Annotated in this window: 17 protein-coding genes and 1 tRNA gene; 4 read left to right on the plus strand and 14 right to left on the minus strand. The window is 65.1% G+C overall.

The window, feature by feature from the left end; translation table 11 throughout:
- Nucleotides 1-5 precede the first annotated feature (5 nt).
- The 8 genes from NDN01_RS20040 to NDN01_RS20075 all read right to left on the minus strand — a co-directional run bounded on the left by NDN01_RS20040 (nucleotide 6) and on the right by NDN01_RS20075 (nucleotide 10,686).
- On the minus strand, nucleotides 6-752 hold the full coding sequence (locus tag NDN01_RS20040) for a DUF72 domain-containing protein (RefSeq protein ID WP_272623604.1): 747 nt from the start codon (nucleotides 750-752) through the stop codon (nucleotides 6-8).
- Entirely contained in the window at nucleotides 733-1,104 is a 372-nt protein-coding gene (locus NDN01_RS20045; protein ID WP_272623605.1) for a tRNA-binding protein, read from the minus strand. The genes NDN01_RS20040 and NDN01_RS20045 overlap by 20 nt, the downstream gene beginning before the upstream one ends.
- A complete protein-coding gene (locus NDN01_RS20050; RefSeq protein WP_272623606.1) occupies nucleotides 1,104-1,781 on the minus strand; it encodes a glutathione S-transferase family protein in 678 nt (225 codons plus the stop codon). Before NDN01_RS20050 ends, NDN01_RS20045 begins: the two co-directional genes overlap by 1 nt.
- Nucleotides 1,782-2,008: 227 nt before the next feature.
- Complete coding sequence (gene gltB, locus NDN01_RS20055) at nucleotides 2,009-6,526, minus strand: glutamate synthase large subunit (protein ID WP_272623607.1); 4,518 nt, start codon at nucleotides 6,524-6,526, stop codon at nucleotides 2,009-2,011.
- 4 nt (nucleotides 6,527-6,530) lie between these two features.
- On the minus strand, nucleotides 6,531-7,289 hold the full coding sequence (locus NDN01_RS20060) for a DUF2059 domain-containing protein (RefSeq protein WP_272623608.1): 759 nt from the start codon (nucleotides 7,287-7,289) through the stop codon (nucleotides 6,531-6,533).
- Complete coding sequence (locus tag NDN01_RS20065; RefSeq protein ID WP_272623609.1) at nucleotides 7,286-8,728, minus strand: NAD(P)-dependent oxidoreductase; 1,443 nt, start codon at nucleotides 8,726-8,728, stop codon at nucleotides 7,286-7,288. Before NDN01_RS20065 ends, NDN01_RS20060 begins: the two co-directional genes overlap by 4 nt.
- Nucleotides 8,729-8,890: 162 nt before the next feature.
- A complete protein-coding gene (locus NDN01_RS20070) occupies nucleotides 8,891-9,700 on the minus strand; it encodes an undecaprenyl-diphosphate phosphatase (RefSeq protein WP_272623610.1) in 810 nt (269 codons plus the stop codon).
- 53 nt (nucleotides 9,701-9,753) lie between these two features.
- The gene (locus NDN01_RS20075) at nucleotides 9,754-10,686 is read right to left on the minus strand and encodes a complex I NDUFA9 subunit family protein (protein ID WP_272623611.1); all 933 of its coding nucleotides are present in this window, start codon (nucleotides 10,684-10,686) and stop codon (nucleotides 9,754-9,756) included.
- 101 nt (nucleotides 10,687-10,787) lie between these two features.
- On the opposite strand from NDN01_RS20075, the gene NDN01_RS20080 reads away from it, so the two are divergent.
- From NDN01_RS20080 to NDN01_RS20095, 4 genes are all read left to right on the plus strand, one after another.
- Nucleotides 10,788-10,874, plus strand: a tRNA-Leu gene (locus NDN01_RS20080).
- Nucleotides 10,875-11,038: 164 nt separating this feature from the next.
- On the plus strand, nucleotides 11,039-12,304 hold the full coding sequence (locus tag NDN01_RS20085) for a tyrosine-type recombinase/integrase (RefSeq protein WP_272623612.1): 1,266 nt from the start codon (nucleotides 11,039-11,041) through the stop codon (nucleotides 12,302-12,304).
- A 356-nt stretch (nucleotides 12,305-12,660) separates the two neighbouring features.
- Complete coding sequence (locus NDN01_RS20090; RefSeq protein WP_272623613.1) at nucleotides 12,661-13,008, plus strand: helix-turn-helix domain-containing protein; 348 nt, start codon at nucleotides 12,661-12,663, stop codon at nucleotides 13,006-13,008.
- A 3-nt stretch (nucleotides 13,009-13,011) separates the two neighbouring features.
- Nucleotides 13,012-14,331, plus strand: coding sequence for a type II toxin-antitoxin system HipA family toxin (locus NDN01_RS20095; RefSeq protein ID WP_272623614.1), 1,320 nt, complete (start codon nucleotides 13,012-13,014; stop codon nucleotides 14,329-14,331).
- 82 nt (nucleotides 14,332-14,413) lie between these two features.
- Here NDN01_RS20095 and NDN01_RS20100 read toward each other — a convergent pair whose 3' ends face one another.
- Genes NDN01_RS20100 through trbL form a run of 6 tightly spaced genes read right to left on the minus strand, consistent with a single transcriptional unit; the run spans nucleotide 14,414 to nucleotide 19,099 of the window.
- A complete protein-coding gene (locus tag NDN01_RS20100) occupies nucleotides 14,414-14,614 on the minus strand; it encodes a helix-turn-helix domain-containing protein (RefSeq protein WP_272623615.1) in 201 nt (66 codons plus the stop codon).
- A complete protein-coding gene (locus NDN01_RS20105) occupies nucleotides 14,611-14,823 on the minus strand; it encodes a DUF2274 domain-containing protein (protein ID WP_272623616.1) in 213 nt (70 codons plus the stop codon). The genes NDN01_RS20100 and NDN01_RS20105 overlap by 4 nt, the downstream gene beginning before the upstream one ends.
- A gap of 1 nt (nucleotide 14,824) precedes the next feature.
- Nucleotides 14,825-16,048, minus strand: coding sequence for a TrbI/VirB10 family protein (locus NDN01_RS20110; protein WP_272623617.1), 1,224 nt, complete (start codon nucleotides 16,046-16,048; stop codon nucleotides 14,825-14,827).
- Nucleotides 16,045-16,992: a P-type conjugative transfer protein TrbG gene (gene trbG / locus NDN01_RS20115; protein WP_272623618.1), complete on the minus strand. Its 948-nt coding sequence runs from the start codon at nucleotides 16,990-16,992 to the stop codon at nucleotides 16,045-16,047. Before trbG ends, NDN01_RS20110 begins: the two co-directional genes overlap by 4 nt.
- On the minus strand, nucleotides 16,989-17,795 hold the full coding sequence (trbF, locus tag NDN01_RS20120) for a conjugal transfer protein TrbF (protein ID WP_272623619.1): 807 nt from the start codon (nucleotides 17,793-17,795) through the stop codon (nucleotides 16,989-16,991). The genes trbG and trbF overlap by 4 nt, the downstream gene beginning before the upstream one ends.
- Nucleotides 17,795-19,099, minus strand: coding sequence for a P-type conjugative transfer protein TrbL (trbL, locus tag NDN01_RS20125; RefSeq protein WP_272623620.1), 1,305 nt, complete (start codon nucleotides 19,097-19,099; stop codon nucleotides 17,795-17,797). Before trbL ends, trbF begins: the two co-directional genes overlap by 1 nt.
- Nucleotides 19,100-19,287 lie beyond the last annotated feature (188 nt).

The raw sequence follows: 19,287 nt of genomic DNA on the forward strand, positions 1-19,287 counted from the left end.
CCCGGTCAGTTGCGGATCGCGTTGACGCGATCCAGCATCTCCAGCGCGTTGCCGAGCGCAGCGCCCGACGCGGTATTGTCGTAGATCGTCCAGCTCTCGACGTCCGCTGCACGCGCCGCGCCGGCATGCCGTCCGATCGCCACCGCATCATAGTGCGACCAGTAGATACGCGGTGATCCATGGAGGCGGGCGTACCGCAGGCCGTGCCACCCGCCCGGCTCTGCGGCACCCGGCACAGGCGCGGGATCGGCGGCAACGCGTGCCACCCGATGCTTCGCAAGCAATGCATCCGCCTCGGGCACGAACCAGGAGGCATGGCGCGGCTCGCACACCGTCATGCCCCCCAGTATTTCACGGGCGAGGCCGAAGAACCGGTCGGCGCGCGGCGGATCGAAGACGAGACTGGGCGGCAACTGAACCAGGGTCGGCCCGCGTTTCTTCTCGAGGTGTCCGACCTCCCCGGCGAAACGCTTCACCAACTTCTCGCAGTCGACCAGCCGGTGCTCGTGCGTGATCGTCCCGGGCAGTTTGACCGCAAAGCGGAAATCCACCGGGACACTCGCCGCCCAGCGTGCATAAGTCTCGGGCTTGTGCGGGCGGTAGAAGCTGGAGTTGATCTCGACCGCGTCGAACGTCGCCGCATAGCGCTCAAGATGGCTACCTTCGTCAGGGAAGCGGTCGGCCGATGGCTTGTACAGCGACCAGCCCGCCGTCCCGATGCGAATCCGCTGCCTAGAAGAGTCTGCCGCCATTGGGGACGGTAACGCTCGGGCCGATCAGAACGACCCGGCCCTCGGCATCAGGGAAGCCGAGCGTCAGCACTTCGGACATCATCGGCCCGATCTGGCGCGGGGGGAAGTTCACCACCGCTGCGACCTGTCGGCCGGGCAGTTCCTCAAGCGTATAATGCTCGGTGATCTGCGCCGAGGACCGCTTCACGCCAAGGACCGGCCCGAAATCGATCGTCAGCTTGTAAGCGGGCTTCCGCGCCTCGGGAAAAGGCAGCGCCTCCACTATCGTGCCGACACGGATGTCGACCGCGAGGAAGTCGTCAAAGCCGATCTGCGCGGCAATGTCCGCGGCTGGATCAGGAACCTTGTGCATCAGAAGTCGAAATCCACATCGTCATATTCCTTGGGCGGCGTGATCCCTGTCATTCGTTCGGACAGCAATGGCCGGAAGCTGGGTCGGCTCTTGAAGCCGCGATACCAGCGCGCGGTCTGCTCATGGCCCTTCCAGTCGATCCCGCCGAGATAGTCGGCGACCGAGATCTGCGCCGCGGCGGCGAGATCGGCCAGGCTCATCGTCGCACCGGCCATCCAGTTGTGATGGTCGAGCAGATAGTCGGTATAGTCGAGATGGCGCTCGGCCGCCTTCATCGCCTCGCGCAGCACCTTGGCATCGGGCGAATCCCGGGTCACGATCCGCTTCATCATCCGCTCGCCGAGCAGTGGAGCGGTCACGTCCTGGAAGAATTGCGTGTCGAACCAGGCGACCAGCCGGCGGATCTCGGCGCGGTTGACCGCGGTGCCGTTGATCATCGCCGCTTTGTCGACCGTTTCCTCGAGATATTCGCAGATCGCCATCGAATCCATCAGGAGGATGTTGCGCCTGGGATCGGCCATCACCGGCACCTGGCCGGCGGGGTTCATGTCGAGGAATTCGTCGCGACGGTCCCACGGGTTCTCGCGCACAAGGTCGTAGCCTACGCCCTTTTCACCGAGCAAAAGGCGGACTTTCCGCGAGAAGGGGCACAGGGGGAATTGATAAAGCTGCCACATAAGGCCCTGTTAGGCTGAGCGGGCGAGCGGGGGAAGGCATGATGGCCGACGATTCGTTCGAGACGGTCGCGATCAAGCCACGGCTCGCGCGATCGGATCGAGCCCCCTCCCGTCACCCCGGACTTGTTACAGGGTCCATCGCTCCGCACACATGCGACTGCGGCGCTAGCGGAACCATGGATGCCGGGACAAGCCCGGCATGACGCGTGTGTGTGGTCGAGCATGCCCTATTCGGCCGCGACCATCTCCGACCGGTCATCCAACGGGTGCGCCAGACGTGTCAGCATCTCGTTGGGTACCACCTGCCAGAAACGGTCGATTACCCGTCCCCAATCGTCGAGCAACGCCGCCGACCATTTGCTGTCGGTCGCCGCATGGTGGGCCCGGACGAGGTTGAGCAGCACCGCCTCCCAGTGCATCGAGGACAGGCGCTGCCACACGATGTTCTCCGGGTTGGCGCGGCGTTCGAAGCTGCCGTCCGCGTCATAGACGAACGCCATGCCGCCGGTCATGCCGGCGCCGAAGTTCGCGCCGACCGCCCCAAGCACCACGGCTGTGCCGCCGGTCATATATTCGCACCCGTTCGCGCCGCAGCCTTCCACCACCACGGTCGCGCCCGAATTGCGCACCGCGAACCGCTCGCCCGCCTGGCCGGCCGCGAACAGGCTGCCGGAAGTCGCGCCGTAAAGCACGGTGTTGCCGATGATCGTGTTGTCCTGGCTGGCGAGCGGTGAGCTGACCACCGGGCGCAGCGCGATGATGCCGCCTGACAGGCCCTTGCCGACATAGTCGTTGGCGTCGCCGAACACCTCGAGCGTGATGCCCTTGCACAGGAACGCGCCCAGCGACTGACCCGCCGAGCCGCGCAGGCGGACATGGACATGCCCGTCCGCCAGCTTCGACATGCCGAACTTGCGCGTGATCTCGCTCGATAGCCGCGTGCCGACCGCGCGGTGCGTGTTGCGCACCGAATAGGTCAGCTGCATCTTCTCGCCACGCGAGAACACCGCCGCCGCATCCTTGATCATCTGCGCATCGAGGCTGTCGGGCACTTCGTTGCGCCACGCCGACAGGCTGAAACGCCGTTCGGCATCGTCAGCGTCGACCTTGGCGAGGATCGGGTTGAGATCGAGATCGTCGAGATGCTCGGCGCCTCGGCTGACCTGGCGGAGCAACTCGGTGCGCCCGATCACCTCGTCAAGGCTGCGGAAGCCGAGCCTGGCAAGGATGTCGCGCACTTCCTCCGCGATGAAGGTCATCAGGTTGATGACCTTTTCCGGCGTGCCGGTGAACTTCGCGCGCAGGCGCTCGTCCTGCACACACACACCGACCGGGCAGGTGTTGGAATGGCATTGCCGCACCATGATGCAGCCCATCGCCACCAGCGACAGCGTGCCGATGCCGAACTCCTCCGCGCCGAGGATCGCGGCGATGACGATGTCGCGCCCGGTCTTGAGCCCGCCATCGGTCCGCAGCTTGATCCGGCCGCGCAGGCCGTTGAGCGTCAGGGTCTGGTTAACCTCGGAGAGGCCCATTTCCCATGGCGTGCCGGCATATTTGATGCTGGTCTGGGGCGAGGCGCCGGTGCCGCCGACATGGCCGGAGACGAGGATCACGTCGGCATGCGCCTTGGCGACGCCCGCCGCGACCGTACCGATGCCGGCCGAGCTGACCAGCTTCACGCAGACGCGCGCGACCGGGTTGATCTGCTTCAGATCATAGATGAGCTGGGCCAAATCCTCGATCGAATAGATGTCGTGATGCGGCGGCGGGGAGATGAGCATCACCCCCGGCGTCGCATGACGCAGCTTCGCAATGAACTCTGTCACCTTGAAGCCGGGCAACTGCCCGCCCTCGCCGGGCTTGGCGCCCTGAGCGACCTTGATTTCGATCTCGTCACAGGCGTTGAGATATTCGGCCGTCACGCCGAACCGGCCCGACGCGATCTGCTTCACGCCCGAATTGGCGTTGTCGCCATTCGGATAGGGCGCATAGCGTGCCTTGTCCTCGCCACCCTCGCCCGACACCGCCTTGGCGCCGATGCGGTTCATCGCGATCGCCAGCGTTTCATGCGCTTCAGGGCTCAGCGCGCCGAGCGACATGCCCGGCGTCACGAAACGCTTGCGGATTTCCGTGATCGCCTCGACCTGGTCGACCGCCACGCCTTCGTTCGGGTAATTGAACTGGAACAGGTCACGCAGATAGACTGGCGGCAACGCCTCCACCCCGCGCGAGAATTGCAGATAGGTCGAGTAGCTGTCGGTCGCGACCGCCGTCTGCAACAGGTGCATCAGCTGCGCCGAATAGGCATGAGTCTCGCCGGTATGGCGCTGGCGGTAGAAGCCACCGATCGGCAGGTTCACCACCACGTCATCATAGGCGGCTTCATGGCGCAGCGCCGCGTTGAGATGAAGCGAGGCATAGCCCTCACCCGAGATCTTTGCCGGCATGCCCGGGAAAAGATCGTTGACCAGGCTGCGTGACAGCCCGACCGCCTCGAAATTATAGCCGCCACGATAGCTGGAGATCACCGCGATCCCCATCTTGGACATGATCTTGAGCAGCCCCTCGTCGACCGCATGGCGGTGATTGGCGAGACACTTCTCCAGGGTCAGGTCACCGAACAGGCCGCGCTGATGCCGGTCGACGATCGATGCCTCCGACAGATAGGCATGCACCGTCGTCGCGCCGACGCCGATCAGCACCGCATAATAATGGGTGTCGAGGCATTCGGCGGTCTGGATGTTGATGCTGGCATAGGAGCGCAGGCCCCGCCGCACGAGATGCGTGTGGACCGCCGCCGCCGCGAGCACGCCGGCGATGCCGACGCGGTTCGCACCGATATTCATGTCGCTCAGGAAGATTTCGCTCTTGCCCTCGCGCACCGCCTGCTCGGCCTCCGCACGGATTCGCGCGATCGCGGCGCGGAGCGTCTCCGGCCCACCGCCGTTTTCGAAAGTGCAATCGATATCGGCGACCTTGTTGCCGAAAAACGCCTTGAGCCGCGCCCAGTCGGTGCCGGCCAGCACGGGCGATTCGAGCACCAGCACGCCGTCGCGCCGGTCCTCGGTATCGAGGATATTGGCGAGATTGCCGAAGCGGGTCTTGAGCGACATCACATGGCGTTCGCGCAAGGGATCGATCGGCGGATTGGTGACCTGGCTGAAATTCTGGCGGAAGAACTGGCTGATCAGCCGGGGCTTGTCCGAAATGACCGCGAGCGGCGTATCGTCGCCCATCGATCCGATCGCTTCCTTCGCGCCCTCGACCATCGGCGACAGGATCAGCTCCATGTCCTCGAGCGTCTGCCCAGCCGCGACCTGGCGGCGGGTCAGGTCGGCACGGTCGAAACGCACGGTCGCGTCGGCCGGCGCATCCGGCAGGTCGTTCACGCCGAGGAAGTTGCCGATCATCTTGGCATAATCGGCTTCGCCCGAAATCCGGTCCTTGATCGCCCGGTCGTCGAGCAGCACGCCCTCATCAAGGTCGACGGCGATCATCTGACCCGGCCCGAGCCGGCCCTTTTCGATGATGGTCGATTCGGGGACGACGACCATGCCGCTCTCCGATCCGACGATCAGCAGGCCATCGCTGGTACGGGTATAACGCAGCGGGCGGAGCGCGTTGCGGTCCATGCCCGCCACCGCCCAGCGGCCGTCGGTCATCGCCAGCGCCGCCGGGCCGTCCCACGGCTCCATCACGCTGGCGAGATATTTGTACATGTCGAGATGCGCCCTGGGCATCTCGCCCTTCGGCCCCCAGGCCTCGGGCACCAGCATCAGCTTCGCGGTCGGCGCGTCGCGGCCTGAACGGCAGATCGCTTCGAAGGTGGCGTCGAGCGCGGCGGTATCGGACGCGCCGGCCGGGATCACCGGCTTGATGTCCTCCGAATATTCGCCGAACGCGAGGCTCGCCATCTTGATCTCGTGACTGAGCATCCAGTTCTTGTTGCCGCGGATCGTGTTGATCTCGCCATTATGCGCGAGGCAGCGGAACGGCTGGGCCAGCCACCATTGCGGGAAGGTGTTGGTCGAATAGCGCTGGTGGAAGATCGCGACCCGGCTCTCGAAACGCTGGTCGATCAGGTCGGGATAGAAGACCGACAGGCTCTCCGCGAGGAACAGGCCCTTGTAGATGATCGATCGGCACGACAACGAGCAGATGTAGAAACCCTGGATCTGCGCCGCGATCACGCGCTTCTCGATCCGGCGGCGGACGAGATAGAGATTCTTCTCGAACTCGGCGGCGCTCTGTTCGTCCGGCAGCGGGCCGGCGATCATGATCTGCTCGATCTCCGGGCGCGTCGCCTGTGCTTTTTGCCCGATCACCGAGACATCGACCGGCACCTGACGCCAGCCATAAATGGTATAGCCTTCCTCGATGATCACGCTCTCGACGATCGTGCGGCAATCCTCCTGAGCGCCGAGATCAGTGCGCGGCAGGAAGATCATGCCGACCGCAAGCCGGTTCGGCATGGTCTTGTGACCCGAGGCGCTGATCGCGTCGTCGAAGAACTTGACCGGCAGGTCGACATGCAGGCCGGCACCGTCGCCGGTCTTGCCGTCGGCATCGACCGCGCCGCGGTGCCACACCGCCTTCAGCGCATCGATCGCCGACTGGACGACGCGACGCGACGGCCTGCCGTCAGTCGCGGCGACCAGGCCGACACCGCAGGCATCGGATTCGAATTCTGGGCGATACATGCCTTCCGCAGCGAGGCGGAGGCGTTCGGCGTGCATATCCATGGCTTTACTCTATTTCTTCTTGCCGTCGGGGGGCGTCATTGTCCCCCTCGAACAAGGCCGCGAGATCGGCTTTCTGTTTGGCGGTCATTTTGCCCGGCTTGGGCATATCGTCCGTGACGGCTTTCACTTTAGCCATGATGACCGGCATCGCGGCCATCATTTTCGGCATCATGTCTTTCATGCGCGCTATCACCGCCGGGTCTGTGAACATCAGCATGGATTGGGCCGCATATTCGGTACCCACCGGAGTGGAGAAGAAGCGATTCATCTCGACAAGCTGGGAGGTCGCGAAATGCCGCTCATAGGCCTCGACGACACCGACACGAACGTCCGGTTCCATTGTATCCATCAGATCGATCATCGCGGGCATCATGACATCCATCATTTTCTTCATGCGCTGATCGAAGACCGGATCGATGATCTTCATCGCCTGGCGCAGCGTTGCCGGCTTCAGATTGTGGAGCTTGTCTTCCGGAATGCCGCCCATGCGGGCGAGATCAGCAACGGGAATATCCATCATCCGATCCGTCATCGACGACATCATCTGGGACAGGGTGCCGTCCATCATGCGGCGATAGGTCCCGGGCGGGAAAACCTTGTCGACGACCGCCTGGGCGATGGCGTGGCGTTCCGGATCGATGGACGGAATGGGAGCGCTCGTCGCGGCGGACGCCGCCGGCACCGTCTTTTGCCCCGCCGCGGGAACCGCGGCCAGCATGAGCCCGGCAGCCAGACAATGCCGATATCTCATAAAATCAATCATGCCGCTTTACGCCCCTTTTGCGCCTTTGCCTTCAGCCAGCCATGCATCGTCGCCGCCACATCGCGGCCATCGCGGATCGCCCAGACCACCAAGCTTGCGCCACGGACGATGTCACCCGCAGCGAAGACGCCGTCGAGCGACGTCATCAGCGTCTTGTTGTCGACCAGCAGCGTGCCCCAGCGCGTCACGCCAAGCTCCGGCGCGCCGAACAGCACCGGCAGTTCCTCGGCGTCGAAGCCGAGCGCCTTGATGACGAGGTCAGCCGGGAGCTGGAAACCGCCATCCGGCTCAGCCTCGGGCGCGCGGCGGCCGCTGGCGTCGGGCGCACCTAGCCGCATTTTCGTCGCATGCACGCTTGTCACCACCTCGCCCGCATCGAACGCCTGGGGGGCGGAGAGCCAAACGAATTCGACGCCTTCCTCTTCCGCATTGGCAACCTCGCGCTGCGATCCCGGCATGTTGGCGCGGTCGCGGCGGTACAGGCACTTTACCGAACTCGCGCCCTGCCGGATCGCCGTGCGGACGCAGTCCATCGCTGTGTCGCCGCCGCCGATCACCACGACATTCTTGCCGGCGGCGTCGAGCTTGCCATTGTCGAAGTCAGGCACCGCGTCGCCAAAGCCCTTGCGGTTCGACGCGATGAGATAGTCGAGTGCTTCGACCACGCCGGCGCTGCCGACGCCAGGCGCCTTGATCGCGCGCGGCTTGTACACGCCCGTCGCGACCAGGATTGCATCATGCCGCCTCCGAAGGTCGTCGAGCGTCGCCTCGCGGCCGACCTCGAAGCTTTCATGGAAGACGATGCCGCCAGCCTTCAGGCGGTCGATCCGGCGGGTGACGATATGCTTCTCCAGCTTGAAGCCTGGGATGCCATAGGTCAGCAGGCCGCCGGCGCGATCGTACCGGTCATAGACATGCACGTCATAACCCATCGTCCGGCAATATTCGGCGGCGGAAAGCCCAGCCGGCCCGGCGCCGATCACGCCGACCGACTGGCCGCGCGCCGCGCCCGGCACCAGCGGCTCGACCCAACCCTCTTCCCAGGCGGTGTCAGTGATGAACTTCTCCACCGAGCCGATCGTCACCGCGCCATGGCCGGAGAATTCGATCACGCAATTGCCCTCGCACAGCCGGTCCTGCGGGCAGATGCGGCCGCAGATCTCGGGCATGGTCGAAGTGGCGTTGCTGAGCTCATAGGCCTCGCGCAGCCGGCCGTCAGCGGTCAGGCGCAGCCAGTCCGGGATGTGATTATGCAGCGGGCAATGCACCGAGCAATAGGGCACGCCGCATTGCGAACAGCGCCCGGCCTGTTCCTCGGCCGCGATGGGCGCGTAGCGATCGGCGATTTCGCGGAAATCCTCGGCGCGCGGCTTGGCCGCGCGCTTGCCCGGATAGGCTTGCGCTCGATCCACGAATTTCAACGTGTTGCCGTCAGCCATCGTCGCCCGCCTCATGAAATCGAGGGTGCGCTAGCGTTTTTGCCGAGGGTTGTCACGTCGAATCGGCAATATAGGTAAGCATACCTTACCTATATTGCCGTATTTATGCCTCCAGCCGCCTTGTCCTGCCGCTCATTCTTTCATACTAATACCGAATCGGTCCTATATAAGCAGCCACGCCAGCGCCGCGGCACCGACCATGATTCGGTACCAAGCAAAGGGTGCAAAACCGTGCTTGCCGATAAAAGCGACGAACCAGCGGATCACCAGCATCGCGACGATGAAGGAAATGACGAAGCCGATCGCGATCGCGGTCAGGTGCGCGTCGCCCAGTTCGTGCCGCCCCTTGTAGAGCGCCAGCGTGGTTGCGCCGAGCATGGTCGGCACGGCGAGGAAGAAGCTGTATTCAGCCGCCGTCTCCCGATCGACGCCGAGCATCAGCGCGCCCATGATGGTCGCGCCGGAACGGCTGACCCCGGGGATCATCGCAAGGCACTGGAGTACGCCGATGCCGAGCGCGGTGCGCCAGGTGATCGCCTCGACCGAGTTGGCGGTGATTCGCTTCGACAGCCGCTCGATGACCAGGATCAGCACCCCGCCGACGATTAGCGCGATCGACACCACGATCGGCGCGATCACCGGTGCCTCGAGCACCGCCTTGATCGCGCCATAGGCCAGCGCGCCCACTACTGCGGACGGCAGGAAACCGAGCAGCACGTTGCGGGTGAAACGGATCGCCCCGGGATCGCGCTTCAGCAGGCCGCGCAGCACGCCCATGAAGCGCCCCCAGAACAGCACCACGACCGCCAGGATCGCGCCGAGCTGGATCACGATGTCGAAGGTCGCGTCCGCCTGAGGCAGGCCGAACAGCCGGCCGGCGAGGATGAGGTGTCCGGTCGAGGAGACGGGCAGGAATTCGGTCACCCCCTCGACGATGCCGAGCAGGATGATGATGATCAGGTCCACGCGCATTCCCCTTTTGCGGCGGAGTGCCGCGACTGATTATCCGGCGATACCGGACGAGATCACGCGGCGGCGCGTGTCCCGAAACGTCCATGGCTGCGATACTGGACCAGCCAGCCCGGCGCGACCGCATCGAGCGGCGTCGGCGACATGCCGAACGCCGTCAGGCCCTCGGCCCCGGCAGCAACGATATTGTCCGTCTGCAGCATGCGCCACTGGTCGAGCGTGATCGGCGCGCCAGGCAGGAAACCGCCCGTCGCGATCAGCCGGCCGATCGCATCGGGAATCTCCACGATCGACGGCTCCCGTCCGATCGCACCTGCGATCCAGCGGATCAGCGCCCCCATCGACAGAATATCAGGACCGCCCAGTTCGAACGTCTTGCCCTGCGCGGTCTCGTCGCCGAGCGCCTTGACCACTGCCTGCGCGACATCCGCGACATAGACTGGCTGGAATTTCGTGTTTGCGCGCAGCACGGGCACCACCGGCGCCGACGCGATCATGCCGGCAAATCGGTTCACGAACCGGTCCTCGCGCCCGAAGATGATCGACGGCCGAAGAATCGTCGCGGCGGGAAAAGCCGCGCGCACCGCCGCTTCACCCTCACCCTTGGAGCGACCATAGGCCGATGAACTCGCGAAATCGGCGCCGATGGCCGAGATATGCACCAGCGCCGGGACGCCTGCCGCTGCGGAGGCCTCGGCGACACCCCGCGCACCATCAACGTGCAGCGCCTGGAAATTGCCCTTGAGCACGCCAACCAGATTGACCACCGCATCAGCGCCCCGGACCGCCCGCGCGATGCTGTCGGGCTTGCGCACGTCGACCGCGACGAACTGAGTCTGGCCGAGCCCCCCGAGCGGTTTCAGGAAGAGCGCCTCGCGCGGATCGCGCTGAGCGATTCGGAGGCGCGCGCCGGCCGCGAGCAATTCCTGCGCGACATATCGGCCGAGAAAACCCCCGCCGCCGATCAGCGTAACCAGCCTGTTCTTCATGCCTGCGTGCCTTGCCTAACGTGAGCCGTCGTCCCCTTGCCGCGCGACGCCCGTGTTGACAAGCCGCACAAGCGTCCCCTAAGGGCCGCCCCCTACCCCGTGCCCAGATGGCGGAATTGGTAGACGCACCAGCTTCAGGTGCTGGCGGTCGCAAGGCCGTGGAGGTTCGAGTCCTCTTCTGGGCACCATTTTCCCGGTCCATTGACGTTCATCAGCGTCGCGTAAGTGGCTGGGTAAAAAGCCTTTTTCCAAATATCTTTCCGACGAGATTTGGGCGCATCCGCCGACATACCACCAGTTTTGGTGGCACATTTCGGCAGTGGATTCGCCCGTTTTCGGACGGAGATACCCCATGGCTCTTACGGCCCTTGCGATCAGAAATGCGCAGCCTCGAACAAAGGCCTACAAGCTCAGTGACGAGCGCTCCCTCTTCCTCCTGGTGATGCCGAATGGCGCCAAGTACTGGCGCTTTCGCTATCGCTTCCTCGACAAGCAGAAGACGCTCGCGATCGGCGTGTGGCCTGAGGTCAGCCTTGCCGATGCCCGCGTCAAACGCGACTCCGCACGCCGGATGGTCGCGGACGGCATCGATCCGATGGTCGAGAAAAAGCGCCGGAAGCTTCGGGCGCATTTCGATGAGAACAACACATTCCGGGCTGTCGCGGAGGAATGGTTCGTCAAGATCACCCGCGAGGAACGGGCAGAGGTGACGCTCAGCAAGGTGCGCTGGCTACTCGATAAGGTCTATCCGTTTCTCAGCGACATCCCGATCCATGAGATCGAAGTGCAGGAAGTGTTGGCCGTGCTCCGAAAAATCGAGGCGACGGGCCGCTATGAGAGCGCACGGCGCATGCGAAGCGTGATCAGCCGCGTCTTTCGCTACGGCATCGCCACGGGGCGGGCGAAAGTCGACCCTGCGCGCGATCTGCGCGGCGCGATCATCGTTCCCAAGACCAAGCACTTCGCCGCGATCACGCGGCCGAAGGAAGTGGGCAAGCTGCTCCGGGACATCGACGATTGCCCTGGATACGCGATCACCAAGCTCGCGCTGCGCATGACGCCACACGTCTTCGTACGCCCTGGAGAGCTGCGCCGGGCCGAATGGAGCGAGTTCGACCTGGAGCGCGCGGTGTGGTCGATCCCGGCTGAGAAGATGAAGATGCGCTGGCCGCATCAGGTGCCGCTGTCGCGACAGGTGCTGGACCTGCTCGACGAGATACGTCCGCTGACCGGCCACAGCCCCTATGTCTTCCCGGCCTCCCATACCTGGAAGCGCCCCATGTCGGAGAACACCGTCACCTTCGCGCTCCGGCGGATGGGTTACAGCGGCAGCGAGATGACCGCGCATGGCTTCCGGGCGATGGCGGCGACCCTGCTCAACGAGATGGGGCTATGGAACCCTGACGCCATCGAGCGGCAACTCGCGCACATGGAGAATAACGGCGTGCGGCGAGCCTATGCGCGCGGACAATATTGGGAAGAGCGCGTGCGCATGATGCAACACTGGTCCAATTATCTCGACCAGCTCCGCGGCGGGAACGGCAGCGACAAGTCTTCCGATGACAGCAAGGTGGTCACGGTCGATTTTGGGAGTCGCTCGAAGCGGGCACTTCAATGAGCGAGCGTCGCCATTGCCGCCAGCGCGGGTCGGTGGTGGCTTCGCGTCCCATCTCGGTCGTTCGTTCAGTCGCGTCGCCGCTATGCGTCCTAAGCTCGCATATACCTACGCATCGGAACGATCCCGATAACGAAACGAGTGATGGACCGTGTCAGCAACATTGAGGGTCGCGGCGAGGCGGTTGAGCATGGCCCGGCTTATTAATAGGTCCCGCAAAAATGATAATGTACGCTTATGCACTCATTGTTGGTCCGCTTAAGGCTTAACGTATGCGAAAGCGGACCTTATTGATAAACCCGCTATGAGCGCTTATACAGGCCTTAAGCCCCTCAAACTAGGATAAGGATCGCATTTCCGTGCCTAATGAGGATAGTAAGCAGCAACCTATCGCCAATGTGCTCGTGATGCTCGGCGAGCGGATCGAGAAATATCGTCTGTCGCGCAATCTGCGTCAGCAGGATGTAGCAGAGGCAGCCGGAGTCCGGCGGGGAACCGTTAGCAAGCTCGAAAAGGGCGGCGGTACGATCGAGACGCTGGCACGGGTGCTGCGCGCGCTCGATATCGGGGATCGCCTGCTGGACATCGTACCCGACGCGCGCCTGAGCCCGATGGATGCGCACACGACGCGAGGCACCGAGCGAGCGCGCGCCCGCCCGCAAGACCCCGATCAGGACGATGGGCCCTGGTCCTGGGGGGAGGAATAGTCGATGCCGGATGTCATACGCGCTGAAGTCTGGCTATGGGGCCGGCAGATCGGTGCAGTCCTCTGGGACGATCAGCGCCAACTCGGATCGTTCGAATATGATCCGAAATTTCTAACCTCACGGATCGAGATCGCGCCGCTCACGGTGCCGCTCCGCGCGGGCGTGTTCGACTTTCCCAACCTGTCGCGCGATACGTTCAAGGGCCTGCCGGGATTTCTGTCGGACAGCTTGCCCGACAAGTTCGGTAACCTGCTCATCGATCGCTGGCTCGCCGAGCAGGGCCGGACCGCGAGCAGCATGAACCCGGTCGAACGACTCTGCTACACGGGCGTACGCGGGATGGGCGCGCTCGAATTCCGTCCAGCCAAAGCCGATGTCGATCGCAAAAGCGAGCATGTCGAGATCGCGCACTTGGTTGACCTGGCCTCGACGATCCTGACCCAGCGAAAGGCGCTCAAGGGCCAATTGGATGGTACGCATGATGCGGCCGCGCTCCAGGAGATCCTCAAGGTCGGCACCTCGGCCGGTGGCGCGCGCGCCAAGGCCGTGCTGGCCTGGAATCCGACGACCGGTGAATTCCGATCGGGTCAGGTGGAGGTAGCCGAGGGGTTTGAATCCTGGCTGCTCAAATTTGATGGCGTCGCCGACAATAGCGACAAGGAACTGGCCGACCCGAAAGGCTTCGGTCGCCTGGAATATGCCTGCTACCTTGCCGCGCGCGACGCCGGCATCGAGATGATGCCATGCCGGCTACATGAAGAGGGCGGGCGGGCGCACTTCATGACCAAGCGTTTCGATCGCACCGCGAGCGGCGGAAAGATCCACATGCTATCGCTCGGTGCCATGCGACACTTCGATTTCAACTTGGCGCGTGCTTATTCCTACGAGCAGGCGATCGAGACGATCCGCAAACTCGGCCTCGGACAGAAAGCGATCGAAGAGCAGCTGCGCCGGGCTTATTTCAACATCCTGATTCGCAACCAGGACGACCATGTCAAAAATATCGCCTTCCTGATGGATCAGCAGGGCGCGTGGCGCCTGTCGCCCGCTTTCGACGTCGCCTATGCGCATAATCCGTCCGGCCCGTGGACGAGCGAGCATCAGATGTCGCTCAACGGCAAGACCACCGACTTCACCCTCGACGATCTGCTCGCATTCGCCAGCTTCTGCGACGTCAAATCGGCCCGCGCGAAATCCATCCTCGAGAAGGCCCATAAGGCCGTCGCCGACTGGGATCGCCATGCGCATGCCGCGGCTGTCCCGGCAGGGCTCTCCAATCGGGCCAAAGCCGCGTTTCGCACCACCATCGCCACAGCTGGCTGATTCACGCCGCGCACCATTTACCGTGTTCGGTTCTGTGGAGACTGCTCGCGAACGCTTCGAGCGAGGCTGAATGCGACCGACGTCAGCTCCGCTCGAACAACCGCTTCAGGCTCGGATAGAGAATGAAGGTCGACCGACCGATCTTCACCGTCTCTATCGTCCCGTCGCCGATAAGCTCGTAGATCGTGGAACGACAGATGCCGGTGATCCTCACGGCGGTGGAAATCCGAACGCTGATCGGCTCGATCGCCACTTCTTCTGGCGGCAAAAGGCGTTCGCTCATTTCGTCCTCGCTTTGCTGAAGGCGCGATCGCTCTCAAGAAATGCGGAGAGCATCGCCGGGATGAGATCCGCGACCGGCTCTTCGCGCCCATAGGTCTGGGCATAGAGGGTCGCGTAGTCGTTGAGTGCATGATGGAGGTCCGGTGTCGCCGAGAAGGTCAGCTTGACCGGCGTGCGATCCGGCAGTTGCGCGAGCTTGAGGTCCGGCATCCTATCGCTCCCCACTTGGCCAGGGCGCGAGGACGATGTCCTTGTGCACCACGACGCGGAGCGGCCAGCCGGGCCGCACCTTGATGGTCGGCTGGACGTTGAGGTTCTTGGTGACGATCTGGTCGCCGGCGCGCGATGTGCCCTGCTGGGCGGATTCGCGGATCGCGCGGACGAGGTCGCTTTCGCGGTCGCCCAGGCTCAGCTCGGTGCCGACGCCGAGCAGCGTCGACAGCGCCACGCCCTTGAGCAGCTGCCAGGTGTGCGTGTCGACCTTGTCGGCAAGGCCGGCATAGCCGGCCATGTCGGTCGCGGGCACATTGTCGATCCGGATCGAGCTGCCGTTCGGCAGGACGATGCGCTGCCAGACGACCAGGGCCCGGCTTTGCCCATAGGCCACGACGCTGTCGTAGCTGCCGATCAGCCGCGCACCTTGCGGAACCAGCAGGATATGGCCGGTGACGCTGTCATAGGCGTTCTCGGTCACCTGCGCAGTCACGAGCCCGGGCAGGTCCGAGTTGAGACCGGTGATCAGGCTGGCGGCGATGATGCTGCCGGCGCTCAGCGTGTACGGCGAGACCTGTGCCACCAACGCGTGCGGGTTGATGTCGCCGGTCTCGTCCTTGCCGGCGAGGAAGTCGGCCTTGCGCTGCTGGTTGCCCCGGTCCCGCACCGGATCGACCGCGATCGTCGCCGATGGCGCCTCCCGTGCCGGAACGGCGGCCGGCGCAGAGGCGGGCGCAGCCGTGTTCACCGCATGCTCGGTGGCCCCGAGTTGCGTCATGATTCCGGATTCGCGCGCCGCCTTGCGCTCGGCGAGAAGCCGCTGTCGCTCAGCTTCGGCCGCCTGCGCGGCTTGGTCCGGGGAGCCTGCAGGCGGCAGTCCGCCGAACGCCTCCTGCCGGCGCAGGATCGGACGCCCGAGATCGCCGGGGAGTGGCGGCCCGAGCCTGGGCACATCGCCATAGCTTTTCGGCGCGCCGGCGAGGGCCTCGTCGTGCGCATGGTTGGCGATATCCTTCTGGTCCTCGGCGCCGGCGACGATCCGGAAGGTCGCGGGCTTGAGCGCGATCCAGGTGACCCCGACGATCGCCGTCGATCCCAACGCCGCGATCGCGATGATCGCGCCGCGGCGAAAGCGGATAATCCGGTTCGGGCGGCCGCGCAGCACCAGCGTCTCGGGATCGACCTTGGGCGAGGTCGCGGCATCGGGCGCGGTCTCGCTCATGATACCTTCCGCTGCCGCCGGCTCCGGGCGGCGCCGACCCGGACGATACGGACCACGGCCTGTTTCTTCGTGCCCAACCGAAGCTCGGCGGCGTCGAACAGCCGGTCGACCACATAGAAGCGGCCGGTCATCCGGTAGTTGACGAGCTGCGCATCGCCCCTGTCGCCGATGACGAACAGCGGCGGCGCCTCGCCGACGCCGACGCTCGCCGGGAATTCGACGAACGTCTGCCGCCCGTCGTCGAATGCACGCAGCGGCCGCCAGGCAGGCCTGTCGCCGGTCACCGCATAGCCGAAGTTCAGCTGCTCGACAGCGAGGCCCGAAGCGACCGGCCTTGCCGCTTCCGCCGACGCCTGCTGGCGGCGGATCGCGATCATCTCGTCCTGCGGATAGGTCCAGGACAAGGCGGCCATGGCGGTGGCCGGCGTGCTGTCGAGCTGCAGATGATAGGCGCGCCGATCGGTCGTGATGACGAGGTTGGTCGAGAGCCCGGCGGCGAACGGCTTCACGAGGATATGGACGCGCCTGCTCTCGCCGGAACCGCTGGTCGTGTCGCCGAGGGTCCAGCGCGCCGTGTCGCCCGCCGCCACCGAGACGATCGCCTCTCCGGGCTGTAGGGCGATGTCGCTGACCCGCTCGGGCGCGGCGAACAGGCGGTACAGGACGCCCTCGCCATAGGGGTAGACCTGCACGGCGTTGACGAAGGCCGGGGCCGCAGGCTCCTGGGTCGCTTTCGCATTCGCCGTGCGAACCCGAAGCTCGGCCGGCGACGGCTTGTGGTGACGGGGCGCCACGGGAGGCACTACCGACGGGGCAGCGATGGTAGTCGCGACCGGCGGCGAGCTGGGACTCGCCGTGGCGGCCTGAAGCGGCTGGGGCGGCGAGGTTTGCGCGAAAGCGGGCACAGCGACGAGCGCGCTCGTCGCAAGCAGGATGCGGTTCATGGGCGGTTCTCCAGTTGGGCTTGGGAGGGCTGGCCGAGGCGGGGATCGAGTGGCGATCCGCTGGGCACGCCGGGATCCGGCACGGGCGTCAGCGCCGTGCCCGACGCATGGTCGGCAGGCGTCTCGAGCTCGCGGCTCCAGTCGATCGCATCGACATAGAGGCCGAGCGGGTTCCTGCGCAGCGTCTCAGCGTCGCGCGGCGGCTTGAGCAGGACCGTGACGATCGCGGTCCAGCGCGACGTGCCCGCGAGGCTCCCGCGGTCATAGGCGCGCTCGGCCCATTTCACCTGGAAGCTCGTCGCGGATGCGCGGACCACGCTGGTCACCTGGACCGAGACGGTCTTGTCGCCGACATCCGCGAACGGGTTCGCCGAGCGGGCATATTCGCCCAGGAAGATGGCGCCGCGCTTCGAGGCGAAGTCATAGGCCTGGAGCCAGTTCTCCCGCATCAGCACCGCGTCCAGCGACCGGCCCCGGATGTCGGTGACGAAGCGCGCGAGGAACCAGGCGAGTTGGGGATCGGTCGGCCGGTATTCGGCGGCGGCGGGGGACACTGCCTGTGCCTGGCCGAGGCTGTCGACCGCGACGACATAGGGGACGACGCGGCTCTGCATCGACTGCCAGACCAGCGCGCCCGACAGGCCGGTGGTGAGCGCCAGCCCCCCGAATGCCATCAGCCGCCAGTTGCTCGCCTGGGCCCGGGCGGAGCCGATCCGCTCGTCCCAGAGCTGGCCCGCGCGGCGGTACGGTGTCTCGGGTTCGTCCGTGCGCCCGTAGCGCTGGACGGCACGTTTGAAGCGCATCAGTCCTTCTCCTTGATGTCGGGGGTCGCGCCGCCGCCGCCGCGATCCGAACCCTGGAAGGCGTGGATCGCCGCTTGGCGATGGTGACGGCGGGATTGCGTGTTCTGGAGGTCGCGCGCCCAACCCGGCATGGCGTTAGACGCAGGAGCGGACGCTCCCCCGGGGTTGGACTGCGCGCCCGTCGTGCCGGCATTCCAGGCGGCGCGCTGGCCGTCGGCTGCCGCCGCGCGGAGCCCGAGCCCGCCGCCCATGCGCTGCGCGAGCGCGCCGCAGGCGGCGGTCGCGACACCGCCCATGCCGGCTGCGACCGATTTCGAGCCGGAAGCCTCCTGGCCGAGCTTGTACGCGGTCGAGGCTCCCGACCCCATCGAGGTGCCGGCGCGGATCGCGCCGAGCCCTGCACCGGCAAGCCCCTTCGCCGCAGCCATGCCCGCGCCGCCGGCGACCGCGAAGCCGCCCGCCGCAAGCGCCGTGGTCGCGACCGCCGAGCCGGCGCCGAGTTGCGGCGCGCCGGAGACGAGCCCGGAGGCGATGCCCGGCCCGAAGATGCCGAGGCCGAACAATGCGAGGCTGGCGAGCACGAGGCTCATCGCCTGGCCGATATCGGGCTCCTTGCCCTGGAGCGCCGAGGCGAACTCGGTGAAGAAGCCCGAGCCGATGCCGACGATCACCGCCAGCACCATCACCTTGATGCCCGAGGAGATGACGTTGCCGAACACGCGCTCGGCCAGGAAGCTGGTGCGGTTCCACAGCGCGAACGGCACGAGGATGAACCCAGCGAGCGTCGTCAGCTTGAACTCGAGGATGCAGACGAACATCTGCACGGCGAGGATGAAGAAGGCGACGATCACGATCACCCAGGCGATCAGGAGCACCATGATCGTCATGAAGTTCTCGAAGAAGGTCGTGAAGCCGAGCAGGTCGCTGGCCTGGTCGAGCAATGGCCAGGCGGCCTGGAAGCCGGTGCCCGCGAGGCGGCCCGGGCGGAGCAGGTCGTCGGCCGAGAGCGTGCCCCCGCCGGCGGTCAGGCCTGCCTGCGCAAAGGAGCGGAAGATGATGTCGGCGAGCGTCGAGAAGCGATTCAGGATCAGCGCGAATACGCCGATATAGAGGATCTTCTTCAGGAAGCGGCCGATCATGTCGTCCTCGCCACCCATCGCCCAGAACAGGCCGGCGAGGGTGATATCGATGCCGATCAGCACGGATGTCAGGAAGCCGACATCGGGCCCGAGCAGGCCGAACCCGCTATCTATGTAGCGGATGAAGTCGGCCATGAACCGGTCGATCACGTTAAGGTCGTTCACGTGCGTCAGGTCCTAATCAAAGAAAGGAGTGCTTTGATTTTATTGCTGTTTTTGATCTCGCAGGGTGCAAGGCCCTGCGCACCGTGTGACGCAACATGCGGTGACGAGCGGTGGGTGAGTCGCGCCGGGTGCTTCCGGTGAGGCGTAAATCAGCAGAACCCATAAAAGTCGGGCAGACGGGGACTTCC

This window comes from Sphingomonas sp. QA11, assembly GCF_028473665.1.
Classification (GTDB): Bacteria; Pseudomonadota; Alphaproteobacteria; order Sphingomonadales; family Sphingomonadaceae; genus Sphingomonas; species Sphingomonas phytovorans.